General features: G+C 58.3%; 16 protein-coding genes. 4 read left to right on the top strand and 12 right to left on the bottom strand.

The annotated features are described in order from the left end of the window. Nucleotides 1–42: 42 nt before the first annotated feature. Nucleotides 43–2,010, bottom strand: a complete 1,968-nt coding sequence (locus N6L24_RS12145; protein WP_271844954.1) for a methylmalonyl-CoA mutase family protein — start codon at nt 2,008–2,010, stop codon at nt 43–45. Between the two features lie 412 nt (nt 2,011–2,422). Between N6L24_RS12145 and ccrA the strand changes: the two genes are divergently transcribed. From ccrA to N6L24_RS12125, 4 genes are all read left to right on the top strand, one after another. After that, a complete protein-coding gene (gene ccrA, locus N6L24_RS12140) occupies nt 2,423–3,709 on the top strand; it encodes a crotonyl-CoA carboxylase/reductase (RefSeq protein WP_271844953.1) in 1,287 nt (428 codons plus the stop codon). 167 nt (nt 3,710–3,876) lie between these two features. After that, on the top strand, nt 3,877–4,059 hold the full coding sequence (locus N6L24_RS12135; RefSeq protein WP_271844952.1) for a hypothetical protein: 183 nt from the start codon (nt 3,877–3,879) through the stop codon (nt 4,057–4,059). A 45-nt stretch (nt 4,060–4,104) separates the two neighbouring features. Next, nucleotides 4,105–5,628 carry an ATP-dependent DNA helicase gene (locus N6L24_RS12130; RefSeq protein WP_271844951.1) on the top strand — a complete coding sequence of 508 codons (1,524 nt, stop codon included), beginning with the start codon at nt 4,105–4,107 and terminating at the stop codon, nt 5,626–5,628. Then, nucleotides 5,625–6,359 (top strand): SDR family oxidoreductase, encoded by a 735-nt coding sequence (locus tag N6L24_RS12125; RefSeq protein ID WP_271844950.1) that lies wholly within the window; start codon nt 5,625–5,627, stop codon nt 6,357–6,359. Before N6L24_RS12130 ends, N6L24_RS12125 begins: the two co-directional genes overlap by 4 nt. Before the next feature lie 21 nt (nt 6,360–6,380). Here the strand turns inward: N6L24_RS12125 and N6L24_RS12120 are convergent, their stop codons facing one another. From N6L24_RS12120 to trpS, 11 genes are all read right to left on the bottom strand, one after another. Beyond that, a complete protein-coding gene (locus tag N6L24_RS12120) occupies nt 6,381–7,145 on the bottom strand; it encodes a TIGR02186 family protein (RefSeq protein ID WP_271844949.1) in 765 nt (254 codons plus the stop codon). Next, nucleotides 7,146–8,063, bottom strand: coding sequence for a sulfite exporter TauE/SafE family protein (locus N6L24_RS12115; RefSeq protein WP_271844948.1), 918 nt, complete (start codon nt 8,061–8,063; stop codon nt 7,146–7,148). An 88-nt stretch (nt 8,064–8,151) separates the two neighbouring features. Next, the gene (locus N6L24_RS12110; RefSeq protein WP_271844947.1) at nt 8,152–9,117 is read right to left on the bottom strand and encodes an ABC transporter permease; all 966 of its coding nucleotides are present in this window, start codon (nt 9,115–9,117) and stop codon (nt 8,152–8,154) included. Beyond that, on the bottom strand, nt 9,117–10,214 hold the full coding sequence (locus N6L24_RS12105) for an ABC transporter permease (RefSeq protein ID WP_271844946.1): 1,098 nt from the start codon (nt 10,212–10,214) through the stop codon (nt 9,117–9,119). Before N6L24_RS12105 ends, N6L24_RS12110 begins: the two co-directional genes overlap by 1 nt. Beyond that, on the bottom strand, nt 10,214–11,746 hold the full coding sequence (locus tag N6L24_RS12100) for an ABC transporter ATP-binding protein (RefSeq protein WP_271844945.1): 1,533 nt from the start codon (nt 11,744–11,746) through the stop codon (nt 10,214–10,216). The genes N6L24_RS12105 and N6L24_RS12100 overlap by 1 nt, the downstream gene beginning before the upstream one ends. A gap of 73 nt (nt 11,747–11,819) precedes the next feature. Next, nucleotides 11,820–12,824: a BMP family lipoprotein gene (locus tag N6L24_RS12095; RefSeq protein ID WP_271844944.1), complete on the bottom strand. Its 1,005-nt coding sequence runs from the start codon at nt 12,822–12,824 to the stop codon at nt 11,820–11,822. Nucleotides 12,825–12,989: 165 nt separating this feature from the next. Continuing rightward, the gene (locus tag N6L24_RS12090; protein WP_271844943.1) at nt 12,990–13,400 is read right to left on the bottom strand and encodes a GNAT family N-acetyltransferase; all 411 of its coding nucleotides are present in this window, start codon (nt 13,398–13,400) and stop codon (nt 12,990–12,992) included. Beyond that, nucleotides 13,397–13,984, bottom strand: coding sequence for a tRNA (adenosine(37)-N6)-threonylcarbamoyltransferase complex dimerization subunit type 1 TsaB (tsaB, locus tag N6L24_RS12085; protein ID WP_271844942.1), 588 nt, complete (start codon nt 13,982–13,984; stop codon nt 13,397–13,399). The genes N6L24_RS12090 and tsaB overlap by 4 nt, the downstream gene beginning before the upstream one ends. Continuing rightward, nucleotides 13,974–14,537, bottom strand: a complete 564-nt coding sequence (locus N6L24_RS12080; protein WP_271844941.1) for a NifU family protein — start codon at nt 14,535–14,537, stop codon at nt 13,974–13,976. The genes tsaB and N6L24_RS12080 overlap by 11 nt, the downstream gene beginning before the upstream one ends. A 90-nt stretch (nt 14,538–14,627) precedes the next feature. Next, nucleotides 14,628–15,083, bottom strand: coding sequence for a universal stress protein (locus tag N6L24_RS12075; protein ID WP_271844940.1), 456 nt, complete (start codon nt 15,081–15,083; stop codon nt 14,628–14,630). A gap of 232 nt (nt 15,084–15,315) precedes the next feature. Next, nucleotides 15,316–16,347, bottom strand: a complete 1,032-nt coding sequence (gene trpS / locus N6L24_RS12070) for a tryptophan--tRNA ligase (protein ID WP_271844939.1) — start codon at nt 16,345–16,347, stop codon at nt 15,316–15,318. Between the last annotated feature and the right edge of the window lie 3 nt (nt 16,348–16,350).

The raw sequence follows: 16,350 nt of genomic DNA, 5'->3' as shown, positions 1-16,350 counted from the left end.
CCGCAAACACTGTGGCGCGCGGGGCGGGGAAATGCAAATTTGCTATTCAGCCGCGATCGACTTGGGATCGGCGAGCACAACGATGTCGGCCATAATTGTGTTCAGCTCAAAATCCTTGGGCGTATAGACGCGCGCCACGCCCATATCGCGCAGGCGCGCTGCGTCGTCCTCGGGGATGATGCCGCCGACGATCACCGGCGTATCGCCGAGGCCGGCCTCACGCATTTTCTGCATCAGATCCTTGACCAGCGGCACATGCGAGCCCGACAGGATCGAGAGGCCCACCACATGGGCGTCATCGTCGCGTGCAGACGCCACGATTTCATCTGGGGTCAGGCGGATCCCGTCATAGGTGATATCCATGCCGCAATCGCGAGCACGGAAGGCGATTTGCTCTGCGCCATTGGAATGGCCATCCAGCCCCGGCTTGCCGATCACGAATTTCAAGCGACGGCCGAGTTTGTCGCTGACGCGATCCACCGCCTCTCGCAGATCCTCCAGCCCTTCGGTCTTGTTCGAGGGGCTTGGCGACACGCCGGTTGGGCCACGGTATTCGCCATGAACCGCCCGCATCTGTGCGGCCCACTCGCCGGTGGTCACGCCCGCTTTGGCCGCGGCGATGGAGGCTGGCATGATATTCTCACCCGCCTTGGCGGCAGCGCGCAGATTGGCCAGTGCGGTTTCAACCGCCGCCGGGTCGCGTGCTGCGCGCCAGTCTTTGACACGGTCGATCTGTTGCTGTTCCACCGCAGGGTCGACCACCATGATGCCGCCATCGCTGGTCATCAGTGGCGAGGCTTCGCCCTTTTGCCATTTGTTCACACCGACAACGACGGTTTCGCCAGCTTCGATACGGTTGAGACGCGCCGCGTTTGAATCCACCAGCCGCGCCTTCATATAGTCAATGGCACCGATTGCTCCGCCCATGGAGTCCAGATTGGCCAATTCGTGCCGCGCGCCGCTTTTTAGTTCGGCCACTTTGCGATCCACAGCGGGGTTGCCATCAAAGAGATCGTCAAATTCCAAAAGGTCGGTTTCAAACGCCATGATCTGCTGCATGCGCATGGACCATTGCTGATCCCAGGGGCGGGGCAGGCCCAACGCTTCGTTCCAAGCGGGCAGTTGCACCGCGCGGGCGCGCGCTTTCTTTGAAAGCGTGACGGCCAGCATCTCGATCAGGATGCGGTACACGTTGTTTTCAGGCTGTTGTTCGGTCAGGCCAAGCGAATTTACCTGCACGCCATAGCGAAAGCGACGGTGCTTTGGGTCGGTGACGCCATAGCGCTCTAGGCAAATCTCATCCCAAAGCTCAACAAAGGCGCGCATTTTGCACATCTCGGTGACAAAGCGGATGCCAGCGTTCACAAAGAACGAAATCCGCGCCACCATTGGGCCAAAATCTTCGGCAGGCACACGCGGCTTCAGTGTATCCAGAACCGACTGCGCGGTGGCCAGCGCAAAGGCCAGTTCCTGCTCCGGCGTCGCGCCGGCCTCTTGCAGATGGTAGGAACAGACATTCATCGGGTTCCATTTGGGCACATTGGCGTAGCAGTATTCCGCCACATCCGCGATCATCTTGAGCGAGGGTTTGGGCGGGCAAATATAGGTGCCGCGGCTCAGGTATTCCTTGATCAGATCATTTTGCACCGTGCCTTGCAGCTTAGAAATATCCGCGCCCTGTTCTTCCGCCGCAGCGATATAAAGCGACAGCAGCCAAGGGGCTGTGGCATTGATCGTCATCGAGGTGTTCATCTGATCGAGCGGGATCTGATCAAACAGGGTCCGCATGTCGCCCAGATGACAGACCGGCACGCCCACCTTGCCCACCTCGCCGCGCGCAAGGATGTGGTCGCTGTCATATCCGGTCTGTGTCGGCAGATCGAAGGCAACCGATAGGCCGGTCTGCCCTTTCTCAAGGTTGGCCCGATACAGGGCATTTGACGCAGTGGCGGTAGAGTGGCCAGCATAGGTTCGGATGAGCCAAGGGCGATCTTTTTGCGATGGTGTCATGGTCGGTCCTCGTGCGGGCCGCTAGTTGGCCGTGAAATTAAATTTCGTTACGGTGTTGATAATTGGAATTTTGCGCATTTGTCAATTCGCTGCGACGCGGCGGTTCGGTTGGAAAATTGCGGATAACGCCCAGAAAATCGCGAAAATGGCGATTTCTGCGCGGTTCACGCCGAAATGATGCTTCTCCGCGGGGGGCTCAGATGAATTGAGTTTCTGTATAATGTATTGTTTTGAAATAATAAAAATAAGAAATGCTGCATTGCGTCGTAACGTCACTTTGTTTTTCTGCATCTGCGAGGTTATAAAATTACCGAAATATGGTAGTTTGTATTTGTAATCTTTCGCGACCGAATCTATCACTGCGGTGAGGAAGCGATTCTGCGACGCGGCAATTTTGGATCAGGAGGCTGAAATGGCACTGGATACGCAAACGAACTTGGCCAACTTCGAGGCCCCTATGAAAGACCTGTATGAAGTGGGTGAAATGCCACCCTTGGGACATGTTCCAAAACAGATGTACGCTTGGGCCATTCGCCGTGAGCGTCACGGTGAACCTGACAAATCCTTTATGCAAGAAGTGGTCGATACCCCGACACTTGATAGCAACGAAGTGCTGGTTCTCGTGATGGCGGCGGGCGTGAACTATAATGGCGTCTGGGCGGGTCTTGGCGTGCCAATCAGCCCCTTTGATGGCCATGGCGAACCTTATCACATCGCAGGGTCGGATGCCTCGGGCATTATCTGGGCCGTGGGCGATAAGGTGAAAAATTGGAAAGTGGGCGACGAGGTTGTCATCCACTGTAACCAGGACGACGGCGATGACGAAGAATGCAACGGCGGTGATCCGATGTATTCCCCAACGCAGCGAATTTGGGGCTATGAAACCCCAGATGGCTCTTTTGCGCAGTTCACCCGCGTACAGGCCCAACAGCTGCTGCGCCGTCCGCAGCATCTGACCTGGGAAGAGGCGGCCTGCTATACGCTGACGCTGGCCACAGCTTACCGGATGCTGTTTGGCCACCCGCCGCATGAGCTGAAGCCCGGCATGAACGTGCTGGTTTGGGGCGCTTCTGGCGGATTGGGCACCTATGCGATCCAGTTGATCCGCGCGGCCGGGGCGAATGCGATTGGCGTCATCTCGGATGAAAGCAAGCGTGATTTCGTGATGGGGCTGGGCGCAAAAGGCGTGATCAACCGCAAAGACTTTGACTGCTGGGGCCAGCTGCCCACCGTGAACACGCCCGAATATGATGCCTGGTTCAAAGAAGCGCGCCGTTTTGGCAAAGCGATCTGGGACATCACCGGCAAGGGCAACAACCCTGACATCGTGTTTGAACACCCCGGCGAAAGCACTTTCCCGGTTTCAAACCTTGTGTGCAAAAAGGGGGGCATGGTTGTGATCTGCGCCGGCACCACCGGGTTCAACCTGACGTTTGACGTCCGCTATACGTGGATGCATCAGAAACGCCTGCAGGGCAGCCATTTTGCGCATCTCAAGCAGGCGGCGGCAGCCAATCAGATGATGATCGAACGCCGGATTGAACCGTTTCTGTCAGAGACCTTCAGCTGGGAGGATATCCCAGCCGCGCATATGAAAATGATGCGCAATGAACATCTGCCGGGCAATATGGCGGTGCTTGTGCAGGCCCCGACAACCGGGCTGACAAGCGTGCAAGAGGTCATCGACGCCGGTAAATAAGCCGAATACCTTTGTTGTATCGCCCTTGGGAGCAATCCCAGGGGCGATTTACTTTTGCGAAACTCCTTATCCGCCATGATGCCCGTGACGTGAGCGGCTGCAGATTGCAGCCTTTGGCTGTTTGCGCGCGTTTGCCACAAACGCGGCTCGCATACAGGAGGGGCGATATGAGGCATGACTGGATACTTGAGGTTCTGGCGGACCTGCGAAGCTATGCGGTGGAAAACGATTTGCCGCAGCTTGCCGCAGAGCTTGACGAATTGACGCTATTGGCCGCTGTTGAACTGTCCAATCTCGCGGCGGTTCGGGCGCCGATGCAGGGCAAAGGCCGCCAAGATCTGGCGCAATGAAATTGCAGGCTGGCGCTCAGCGCAGCCCGCCTGTAGGGTCCGTGCATGACGTCATCGGCACTTACTTTATCCCATGATCAGGCAGAGGCCTTTGACCAAATTTCAGCGCTTTTGAAGGGCGCGGGCGTCGATCTGGATGACAGTCTGATGCTGCCGCCACAGTCGGGGAAAGCTGCTGTCGCCGCCGTGATGGGCAAGGCTGGGTCCGGCAAGACGCTGCTGCTGTCCGAATTGGTACAGGCGCTCACCGGGGCCGGGTTATCCATCATATCCGGCGACTATGAGAGCAAGAAAGCGCAAGATCGCCGTTCGCTGGCGATCCTTGCCCCGACCAACAAGGCGGCCAGTGTTCTGCGGATGCGGGGCGTGCCCGCGACCACGATCCACCGCATTCTCTATAGCCCCGTCTATGATCCTGAATATGAAAAGATCGCTGAATGGCTGGCCGAAAATGGCGAACGGCCGCAGATTGAGGGGTTGAGCGACGAGTCCCTTGATCGCGCCCACGCCTTTTATGCGCTGCACAAATCGATCCCGGGGGCCTTGGCTGCGGCAGGGTTGCGCGGCTCTGATTTCATCACAGGATGGAAGCGGCGCGAAGAGGGGCTGGATATCGGGCTGGTGGACGAAGCCTCGATGCTGGATGACCGCCAGTTTGACGATTTGAAAGAAATTTTTCCAACGCTTATGCTGTTTGGTGATCCCGCGCAGCTGGCACCGGTGAACCAATCAGGCTCGATGGTGTTTGACAAGCTGCCCGAGGAGTCAAAGTTCACGCTGAGCCGCATTCACCGCCAGGACGCCGACAACCCGATCCTTGATCTCGCACATGCGCTGGCGGATCCGGATGTGGGCTTTGAAGATTTTGAGCGTTTGGTGGAGCGAAAATCACAGGAAGATGACCGCATTGTCTGGGGGCAGCGCGTCGAGGTGGACCTGATGGCGCGCTCGCCGGTTTTGGTTTGGCGCAATGCCACGCGCGTGCGATTGATCAATGCCTTTCGCAAGGTACATGGCGCGCCAGCCGATGCGCTTTTGGCTGGCGAACCATTGATTTGCGACGGGATCGAGCTGCCGATGAAACACCGCAAAAAACGGCTGGATCTTGAGGCGCGCGGCCTGATCAAAGGCGCGCAGGTTGTCTATCTAGGACCGGGGCGCAAGCCGGGCTTTTCACGCTTGCATGTCATGGGAGCTGAAGATCCACAGGTTTCGGCGGCCTCAATCGTCAAGATCGAGATGCCGGACGAGGAAGAACCTTTCATCCCCTATGCCGCGCGGATGGGCGCTACCTTTCTGCATGGGGCGGCGGTGACGATCCACAAGGCGCAAGGCAGCCAATGGGAAAATGTGCAAGTCTTTGGGCCTGATCTTTATGCTGCGGCACGCATGGGACGGACCGAGGCCGGGCAGCCGCTGTGGAAGCGCTTGGCTTACGTGGCCATCACCCGTGCGCAGGAACGGCTTTACTGGGTGGTGCGCAACCGTCTGAGCATGCCAAGCGGTCCGCTCGCGACAGATGATTTGAAAGCCCCGGCAGTGGCTCTGACATTGGAGGAACAGGTATGAACAGCATCATTATCACCGGGGCCAGTTCCGGCATTGGGCGCGCGACGGCGCAGGCCTTTCTTGAGCAGGGCTGGCGCGTTGGTCTGGTGGCGCGGCGTGGCACGCTGCTGACCGAAATGGCCAAGCGCAACAAGAACGCCATGGCCCTGCCGGTGGATGTGACTGACGCCGGGGCGATGAAAGCGGCCTTTGATCGCTTTGTCAGCATGAGCGGGCGGCTGGATGCACTGTTTAACAACGCCGGTGTGACCGGCCCTTCGGCCTCGATTGACGAGGTGCCGCTCGATGACTTTGACCATGTGCTGAACGTCAATGTGCGGGGTATGTTCATCGCCGCGCAGCTGGCCTTTGCGCAGATGCGGGCGCAATCCCCGCAAGGTGGCCGCATCATCAATAACGGGTCTCTGGCCGCTCATAGCCCGCGCCCCAATACCGTCTGCTATACCACCACAAAACACGCGATCACCGGGCTGACGCGCGCGCTGTCGTTGGATGGGCGTCCCTATGATATTGCCTGCGGGCAGATCGACATTGGCAACGCAGATACCGATATGGTGGATGAGTTGAACGCGCGCGCGCTGGCCGTTGACCCAACTGTCGAGCTTGCGCCAACCATGGATGTGCAGGATGTGGCGCGTCTGGTCTTGCATATGGCCGAGCTTCCGCCTGCGGCCAATGTGCAATTCATGACGGTTATGGCGACCAAGATGCCTTTTGTCGGGCGCGGCTAAGCGCCCAACGGTCAGCGCCGATCAGCGGCCCTGACGGATCACGCGGAAGAAGGCCGATGCGCCCCAACCCGCGATGATGGCAATCGCCAGCGACAAAAGGCCATAGACCAGCGGTTGCTGGCGCGACAGGTTATACAGCCAGCGCTCCAGCCCGACTTTGCGCACGTCGATCTTGGTTTCATACGTCGAAATCACCTCGCCACTGCGCACCAGGAACACACGGGTGGCATAGAAGCCTTCGGTCAGGTTGGCCGGCATGGCCACCGAGGTGCGAAACAAGGTCTGTTCGCTGACATCCACGGTGTTTTCGCGCAGCATATAGAAGCCTTGATTGGTACGGATGCGCACCACCGCATCGGCGAATTCGGCTGCGCCGGGCTTTTGCGTCTGCGCGCCGATCGAGGAAATCGCGTTTTCAACAGAGATCTGGTGCAAGCGGTTTTCGGCGGGGCTGACAATCTCGCCCAGAGGTCCGCTGGTGGCCACGGCATAGAAGCTGGGCGCGCCATCAATCTCTACGCTGTCAGTGTTTACCCAAATGCCGAATTTCTTTTCCTTGCGGCGCACGGTGATCGGCTCATTGGGGCCAGACACCGCAACGATCACTTGCAGCGGGTCCCCTTCAGGGATGCTGTCTTCGCGTTTGACCGCACCAAAGACCAGAATTTCAGAACCGTCAAAATTCGCGGTGATTGCCACGCGATTTTGGCTGAGCCCGAGAACGACTTCTTCTTGCGCATGGGCAGGCGCGGCAAGGCAGAGAAGGACAAGCAGTCTGCGCAGCATTTAGTGTCCTCCGGACGCGCCGAGAGAGTAAAGCTCCCCGGGCATAATAAGCAAATCAAGGCCGAGTTTCAGGCAGACGCCCAGCACCATAATCGCCAGCAGAATGCGCAGCTGTTCGGCTTTCAGTCGCGTGCCGATCACGGCCCCAAACTGCGCACCGATGACGCCGCCGACCAGCAGCAGCACTGCCAAAGCCATATCAACCGTATAGTTGGTGGTGGCGTGGAGCAGGGTGGTAAAGGCCGTCACAAAAATGATCTGAAACAGCGAGGTGCCGACCACCACTTTGGTTGGCATGCCCAAGAGGTAGATCATGGCAGGCACCATGATGAAACCGCCGCCGACCCCCATGATCGCCGACAGGATACCGACAAAGACGCCGACCAGAAGGGGCGGGATAACCGAGATATAAAGACCCGAGACACGGAAGCGCACTTTGAAAGGCAGGCCGTGAATCCAGTTGTGTTTTTTGCGTTTGACCGCACCGGGGTTCTTGCTGCTGCGGCGAATGGCGTTCAGACTTTCGATGAACATCAGGCCGCCAATGATCCCAAGGAAGATCACGTAGCACAGCTTAACCAGCAGATCGACCTGACCCAGTGATTTCAGGTAGTTGAAGACCACCACACCAATCGCGGCCCCCGTGAGGCCCCCGACAAGGAGCACGGTCCCCATCCTGAGATCGACGGTCCTCCTTTTGAAATGCGCCAGCACGCCCGAGAACGAGGATGCAACGATCTGGTTGGCTTCGGTTGCCACAGCCACGGCGGGCGGGATACCGATAAAAAACAAAAGCGGCGTCATCAAGAAGCCGCCGCCAACACCAAACATTCCGGACAGGACACCGACAAGGCCCCCCAATCCCAGAAGGAGGAAAGCGTTCACGGAGACTTCGGCAATCGGGAGGTATATCTGCATGGCGCCAAATAGCGCCAAAGGTCTGATGAATGCAACCAGTCAGATTTGGATTTCAGAGGCGATGTCGACAAAATTGCCGCTGTTGGCGCTATCTCTCTTTGATATAAGGCTCTCCGCCGGCCCGAGGCGGGATCGCGCGCCCCACGAATCCGGCCAGAATGATGACGGTCAGGATGAAAGGCAGGGCCTCCATCAATTGAACGGGAATCACTACACCGGCGATTTCGATGCTTTGAAAGCGCACAGCGACGGCCTGCAAGAAGCCAAAAAGCAGGCAGGCCCAAAGCGCATACCAAGGCCGCCATTTGGCGAAGATCAGCGCCGCAAGGGCGATGAAACCGCGACCTGCGGTCATGTCTTTGATAAATCCGGCTTGCAGACCCGTGGCCAAATAGGCCCCGGCGACCCCGCAGAGCACGCCGCAGATCATGACAGCCGTAAAGCGCAGGCGCACCACCGACACGCCCGCCGTATCCACACTGGCCGGGTTTTCGCCCACCGCGCGCAGACGCAGGCCAAAGCGCGTGCGGTAAAGCACCCACCAGGTCAGCGGCACCAGCGCCAGCGCCAGATAGACCAAAACGCTGTGCCCCGAAATCAGCTCTTTGTAGGTGGGTCCAAAGAGCGGGATGCTTTCGAACATATCTGCAAAGGGCAGGGTGATCGGGTTGAGCCGCCCGTCGCCAGTCAGCGACGGCGTGCGCCCGCCCTGCTGAAACCAACGCTGGGCAATCAGCACAGTCATACCAGCGGCCAGCATGTTGATGGCCACGCCGGAAATCAGCTGGTTGCCACGAAAGGTAATGGAGGCGACGCCGTGAATGGCCGATAAGATCAGCGACGCCCCGATGCCCGCCAGCAAGCCGACCCAAACGTTGCCAGTGACGGCCGCAAAGGCCCCGGCCGCAAAGGCGGCGGCCAGCATCTTGCCTTCCAGCCCAATGTCAAAAATCCCGGCGCGCTCTGAATAAAGGCCAGCCAGACAGGCCAGCAGCAGCGGAATGGCAAGGCGTACGGAACTGTCGGAGATTTGCAGAAGCGTCAGAAAATCCATCACACGGTATCCTTCTTGCGCAGCGAGAGAAACAGCCGCTCCAGCGGCATGCGCACCATATTGTCAAGCGCGCCAGTCAGCAGAATGACCAGTGCCTGAATGACCACGATCAGCTCGCGCGGGATGTTTGTCCAAAGCGCCAACTCTGCGCCGCCCTGATTGAGAAACCCAAAGAGCAAGGCGGCCATCAGAATGCCAATCGGATGGTTGCGCCCCATTAGCGCCACCGCGATGCCAACGAATCCGGCCCCTTCGGTGGAATTGAGGATCAGCCGTTCGCTTTCGCCCAATGTCGTATTGACCGACATCATCCCCGCCAGTGCGCCAGAGATCAGCATGGCGATCACAGTGATGCGCAGCGGCGAGATGCCGGCGTATTTGGCGGCCGTCTCGGATTTGCCAAAGCTGCGGATGTCATAGCCCAGTTTGGTGCGCCAGATCAGCAGCCAGACAAGTACACAGGCCGCGAGCGACAGGAAGAAGGTCACATTGGCCGGGGCCCCACGGAACATGCGCGAGCCTTCGGGCGCAAACATGTCATGGAAATTCGGCAGATGCGTCGCCTCCGGGAAGGTCGCAGAGGCCGGGTCCATTGAGCCTGCCGGGCGCAGAACCTCAACCAGCAAATAGCCCAGAACCGAAAAGGCGATATAGTTGAACATGATGGTGGTGATCACCACATGGCTGCCGCGTTTGGCTTGTAAATAGGCGGGAATAAACGCCCAGGCCGCCCCAAACAGCGCAGCCCCGACCGAGGCCCCGAAGATCGCCAGCGTCCAATGCGGCCAGGGGATGTAGAGGCAGATCAGCGCCACACCAACGCCGCCAATCATCGCCTGACCTTCACCGCCGATGTTGAACAGGCGCGCGTGAAAGGCCACGGCCACCGCCAGGCCGGTAAAGATGTAATTGGTGGTGTAATAGAGCGTATAGCCCCAGCCCGCGCTGCGTTTCAGCGCGCCATCCACCATCAGGTTAAAGGCTTCGACAGGGTTTTCCCCGATCCCCAGAATGACAAGCGCGCTGAGAATGGCCGCCAGAAACAGGCTGATCAGCGGTACAAGGATGGCATCGGCCCAGAGTGGCATCTTGGTCATCAGCTGCGTCCCCCTGAAACGCCGGCCATCATCAGACCGAGTTCTTTTTCATCTGTGGTCTCTGCCAGCCGCTCGCCCATGATTTTGCCGTCAAACATTACGGCAACACGATCGGCAAGAGACAGGATCTCTTCCAGTTCCACGCTGACAAGCAGGATGGCTTTGCCTTGATCGCGCAGCTGCACGATCTGCTGGTGAATGAATTCAATGGCGCCAATGTCCACGCCGCGCGTGGGCTGGCCGATCAGCAAGACATCTGGGTTGCGCTCAATTTCGCGGGCCACCACAATTTTCTGCTGGTTACCGCCCGAGAAATTCTTGGCCGCCAGATGCGGATCAGGCGGGCGCACGTCAAAGCGCTGCATCTGGTCGGCGGCATGGGCGAGAATGCCCTTGTTATCCATCAGAAGGCCAGATTGGTATTTTTTATCATGGTGATAGCCGAACACTGAATTTTCCCAGGCGGCAAAGTCCATGATCAACCCTTCGCGCTGCCGGTCTTCTGGGACGTGTGAAATACCCGCCATCCGGCGCGCGCCGCCGTCCGATCCGGGGCCGGACAGTGGCAGTTCAGTGCCATTGATCGTGATGCGCCCGGTTGCATCGGCATAGCCGCCCAGAACCTCAAGCAACTCGGATTGCCCATTGCCCGCAACCCCCGCAATGCCCAGGATCTCGCCCGCGCGCACCTGAAGGCTGATACCTTTGACGCGCTCCACACCTTTTTCATCGACGACCCGCAGGTCTTGGACGTCCAGAATAACCTCGCCGGGTTGGGCCGGGGTCTTGTCGACACGCAGCAATACTTTGCGGCCGACCATCAGCTCGGCCAGCCCCGCTGGGCTGGTTTCTGCGGTTTTCACAGTGGCTGTCATCTCACCACGGCGCATGACGCTGACCGTATCGGTGTATTCCATGATCTCGCGCAGCTTGTGGGTGATCAGGATGATGGTTTTCCCTTCCGAGCGGAGCCGATCCAGAATGCGGAACAATTGGTCCGCCTCTGCCGGGGTCAGAACGCCGGTGGGTTCATCCAGAATTAAAATATCGGCCTGCCGATAGAGCGCCTTGAGGATTTCAACCCGCTGCTGGTGGCCGACGCTGAGGTTTTCGATCAGTGCATCGGGGTCAATGTTCAGTTCATATTCCTTGGCAAGAGAGGCCAATTCCTTGCGCGCCTTGCCAAGAGAGCTGCGCAGCAGCGGCCCGTCTTCGGCCCCAAGGATGATGTTTTCCAGAACGGTAAAATTTTCAACCAGCTTGAAATGCTGAAACACCATGCCGATGCCCGCAGCAATCGCGGCCTGACTGTCCGGAATGAGCGTTTTGTGCCCCTGAATGTAGATATCGCCTTTGTCCGCTTTGTAGAACCCGTAAAGGATTGACATCAAAGTGGATTTTCCCGCGCCATTTTCGCCGATGATCCCGTGGATCGTACCTGGCTGAACGGAAATGGAGATATCTTTGTTTGCCTGGACAGGACCAAATGATTTGGAAATGCCGCGCAACTCGATCGCCGGAGCTGTGTTCACGGTGCACCCTCGCTGGTTTGCAAAGGCCGCGCCCGCAGATGCGGCGCGGCCTTTCTATTTTTTTGGGTCTGGATCAGAAGTCCAGTGCAGGGCAGCTGTCTGTGGCGTAGTAGCTTGCCACTTCGAGTTCACCGTTGATGATCGCGGTGCGCGCGGCTTCGACGGCCTCTTTCATCTCTGCGCTGATCAGCGCTTCGTTGTGCTCATCGACTGAATAGCCAACACCCTCTTCGGCAAGACCAAGAACCACGGCCCCACCTGTTTCGAGATCTTCGCCGGATTTCAGCGCCTCATAAACCGCAACGTCAACACGCTTCAGCATCGAGGTCAGAACTTTGCCGGAGTGCAGGTGGTTCTGGTTGGAGTCGACCCCAATGGACAGAATGTCTTCGTCCGCAGCGGTTTGCAGAACACCAACGCCGGTGCCGCCCGCAGCGGCATAGACAACGTCAGCGCCCTGAGCGATTTGCGCTTTGGTCAGCTCTGACCCTTTCACCGGATCATTCCAGGCCGCTGGGGTGGTGCCAGTCATGTTCGCAATAACGGTGGCATCCGGGTTCACGGCTTTAACACCCTGCGCATAGCCGCAGCCAAAGTGCCGGATCAGCGGAATGTCCATACCGCCAACAAAGCCAACGGTGCCCGACTCAGACGCCATCGCGGCCAGCATGCCAACAAGGTAGGACCCTTGATGCTCCTGGAAGCTGATCATCTGCACGTTTGCCGGAATTTCCGGGATGAAACCGTCGATGTTGACGAATTTGGTTTCCGGATAATCCGGGGCCACCTGCTCTACCGGGGTCGCCATGGCAAAGCCCATGGTGATGACCGGGTTTGCGCCCGCTTCGGCAAAGCGGCGCAGCGCCTGTTCACGTTGTGCTTCGGATTGCAGAACGATTTCCAGATACTTGCCGCCAGTCTCTTCGGCCCAGCGTTCCGCGCCGTTAAAGGCAGCTTCGTTAAAGGATTTATCGAACTTGCCGCCGAGGTCGAAAATCAGGGCAGGTTCGGCTGCGGCAGCGCCAGCAGCAAGAGCGATGCCAGCAGCGGCGCCCAGAAATTTCTTCATCAGGGTCATATGTATCTCCCACATATTATTATCAGACCCGGTCTTTCCCTCGCGCCGGGTCTAGGATGTTGAGATCATCAAAGATCATTAATCAAAATACGCCGGAGTTAAGGGGGAGGGTCAACCAATTTTTTTGACCATTTGGCTGAGAAATCAGGCTGCCCTAGGGGCAGCTTAGAGATCGCGCGACAGTATCAGGGCATCTACAGCGGGTCCGGTTTGGCGCGTATAATAGGATTTGCGCCGCCCAGTTTCTGTGTATCCATTTGAAAGATATAATGAAATTGCGGGTCTATTGTCCGCCGCGACCTCAAGAAAGGCGGTGGTTCCGCTGCGTTCTTGCGCCGTTTTGTGATAGGCCTGCAGCAGCGCGTGACCACGTCCAGAGCGCTGAAAATTTGGGTCCACCGCCAATGTCAGAAGCTCTGCTTCCCCCGCAATGACCCGGCCAAGCGCAAAGCCCTTTGAGTCGCCTTCCAGGAAACAATGGGGGCTGCTGAGCAAAGCGGCAAATTCCGCAGCAGACCACGGGCGCGCGTTCGTAAAAGCGCGCTGATGCAGGCCCGCCAAATGCTCAGGGGTCACAAGATTGGCGGCGGCAGATCGCGCGCCGGGGCGGCATCTGCGGCACGGATGTAAAGCGGCGCGGGGCGGGCCTGCGTCTTATCTGCCTTGCTGCTGGCGATACGGGCAATGTTCTCGGCGAGCACAGCGGCAGCCGGGGGCTGAACCGCGCGCCGGTTTTCAGGCAGCGGATCTGAGGACAGCAGCGGTCCGTCCTGTGTCAGGGTATCCAACACATAATGCTGCCCGCGCGGGGCGGGCACGGTCGCGAGCGTGCCTTCAGGCTGTCCGAGCAGGCTTGCCTCAAATGTCGAGACACCAATCGCCGGCACACCGAGTGCCAGGGCCAGACCACGCGCGGCCGAGACCGCAATGCGAATGCCGGTGAAATTGCCCGGGCCAACGCCAACACCGATGACGTGGATGTCCTGCCAGCTCAGGCTTTGGCCGGCCAGCAATTTGTCCAGCAGCGGCATCAGTTCTTCGGCTTGTCCGCGGGTCATGTCGATGGCTTGGCTTACCAAAACATCGTCCCCCCGCAGCAAAGCGGCCGCGCAATGCGCGGCCGATGTATCAAACCCGATGATCAGCGGATCAGAGGTCAATCGGGCGCACCTCAGTCACTTCGGGGATGTAGTGGCGCAGCAGGTTTTCAATGCCCATTTTCAACGTGACAGTGGAAGAGGGGCAGCCTGCGCAGGCCCCTTGCATGTGCAGATAGACGACGCCGCGTTCAAACCCATGAAAGGTGATATCGCCGCCGTCTTGCGCCACAGCAGGGCGCACGCGGGTGTCAAGCAGCTCTTTGATCTGCTCAACAATGTCGCCGTCTTCGCCCGTGTGATCGGCATGGCCAGACGGGGCCACACCCTCAGCGGCCAGAACCGGCGCACCAGATTGAAAATGCTCCATGATCATGCCCAGGATCGAGGGCTTCATATGGTCCCATTCTGTGCCGTCATCTTTGGTGACGGTGACAAAATCATGGCCCAGAAAAACGCCGGTGACTCCGTTCACCTCAAAGATCTTCTCAGCCAAGGGCGAGGCATGCGCGCTGTCCTTGCTGGGAAAATCAGCGGTGCCAGCAGACAGAACCGTCTGACCAGGCAAAAACTTGAGGGTCGCCGGATTTGGCGTGGATTCAGTTTGAATGAACATGTCGGGGCCTTTCATCACTGCCCCTGATATGAGTGGGGCAGCGGGCAGAGTCAAGGTTTGGAATCATTCTAAAACGATGGGCCGCGCCGCTTAGGTAATGGCTTCCAGCCGTTCTTTGGACAGATCGCCAGGAACCACAGTGATCGGAATGGGCAAGGTGCCCGAACTGCGGGTCAGTTGCGTCACCAGAGGGCCCGGGCCACCCCGGTCGGTGCCAGCCCCAAGCACAAGCACACCCACGTCGGCATCTTCCTGCACCTGCGCGAGGATCTCGGCAACAGGTTCACCTTCGCGGATCACCAGTTCTGGGTTCACGTTCTGGCGGTCGCGCATCCATTTGGCGAAGACCTCGAAATGCACTTCGATACGCTCGCGCGCTTCTTGCCGCATGATGTCGCCAACACCGATCCAGTGATTGAACTCTTCGGGGGGGATGACGGCCAGAACTTCGACCCCGCCGCCGGTTTTAGCAGCGCGCATTGCAGCAAACCGCATCGCATTCAGACATTCGCGGCTGTCATCCAGCACGACCATAAACTTACGCATGAAAATCTCTCCTTGCGGGCATCATGGCGTAAGCATTTGATAAGAGCAATCGAATTTGCGCTTCAGGAAAGTTATGAAAGTCGAGCGCAAAAAGGAAAAGCGCCCCAGGGCGAACCCCAGGGCGATTTGTGCTGAAAAGGCCTGCTAAAATTCTGCCCCATTCTGCCAGGGACAAGTTTCAGTTTTATGACAGGCCGGTTTTTGCGGCGCATGTGTATGGGCCGGGGCGGCGTTACCCCACCATGCCGACAATACGATAGGTTTCCTTCAGGATCGGCGCTGCAATGGCGCGAGCGCGTTCGGCCCCATCTGCCAGGATCTTGTCGATCTCGGCCGGCTCTTGCATCAGGCGTGACATCTCGGTGGAGATGGGCGCGAGTTTTTCCACCGCGAGCTCCGCCAACATCGGCTTGAATTCCGAAAATTGCTTGCCACCGACATCTGCCAAAACGGCATCCACCGATTGTTCGCTCAGCGCGGCGTAGATATTCACGAGGTTGCGGGCCTCGGCGCGGTCTTCCAAACCCTTGGCTTCGGATGGCAGGGCCTCGGGGTCGGTTTTTGCCTTGCGAATTTTCTTGGCAATCGTGTCAGCATCATCCGTCAAGTTGATGCGCGAGGCATCTGACGGATCGGATTTTGACATCTTTTTGGTGCCATCGCGCAATGACATCACCCGCGTGGCCGCGCCTTCGATGACAGGTTCGGCCATCGGGAAAAAATCAACGCCGTAGTCATGGTTGAATTTTGCCGCGATGTCGCGGGTCAGTTCCACATGCTGTTTCTGGTCTTCGCCCACCGGCACATGTGTGGCGTGGTAAACCAGAATGTCAGCCGCCATCAGCGCGGGATAAGCAAAGAGACCCAGAGATGCGTTTTGCGAATTCTTGCCCGCCTTGTCTTTCCACTGCGTCATACGCTGCATCCAGCCCATGCGGGCGACACAGTTAAAGATCCACGCCAATTGCGTGTGCTCGGGCACTTGGGATTGATTGAAAAGGATCGATTTTTTGGGATCAAGGCCTGAGGCGATATAGCCCGCGCATAGCTCGCGTGTTGCGCGACGCAGGTTTTCCGGATCTTGCCAGACGGTGATCGCGTGCAGATCCACCATGCAATAGATCGATTGCACGCCGGTTTCCTGCGTATCGACAAAACGCTTCATCGCGCCAAGATAATTGCCCAATGTCAGACCGCCGGATGGCTGAATGCCCGAGAAAACACGCGGGGTGAAAGACGAGGACGTTTGGACCGCCTCACTCATAGC

The organism is Cognatishimia sp. SS12, assembly GCF_028369055.1.
Lineage (GTDB): Bacteria > Pseudomonadota > Alphaproteobacteria > Rhodobacterales > Rhodobacteraceae > Cognatishimia.
This window is presented reverse-complemented; position numbering and strand designations above follow the sequence as displayed.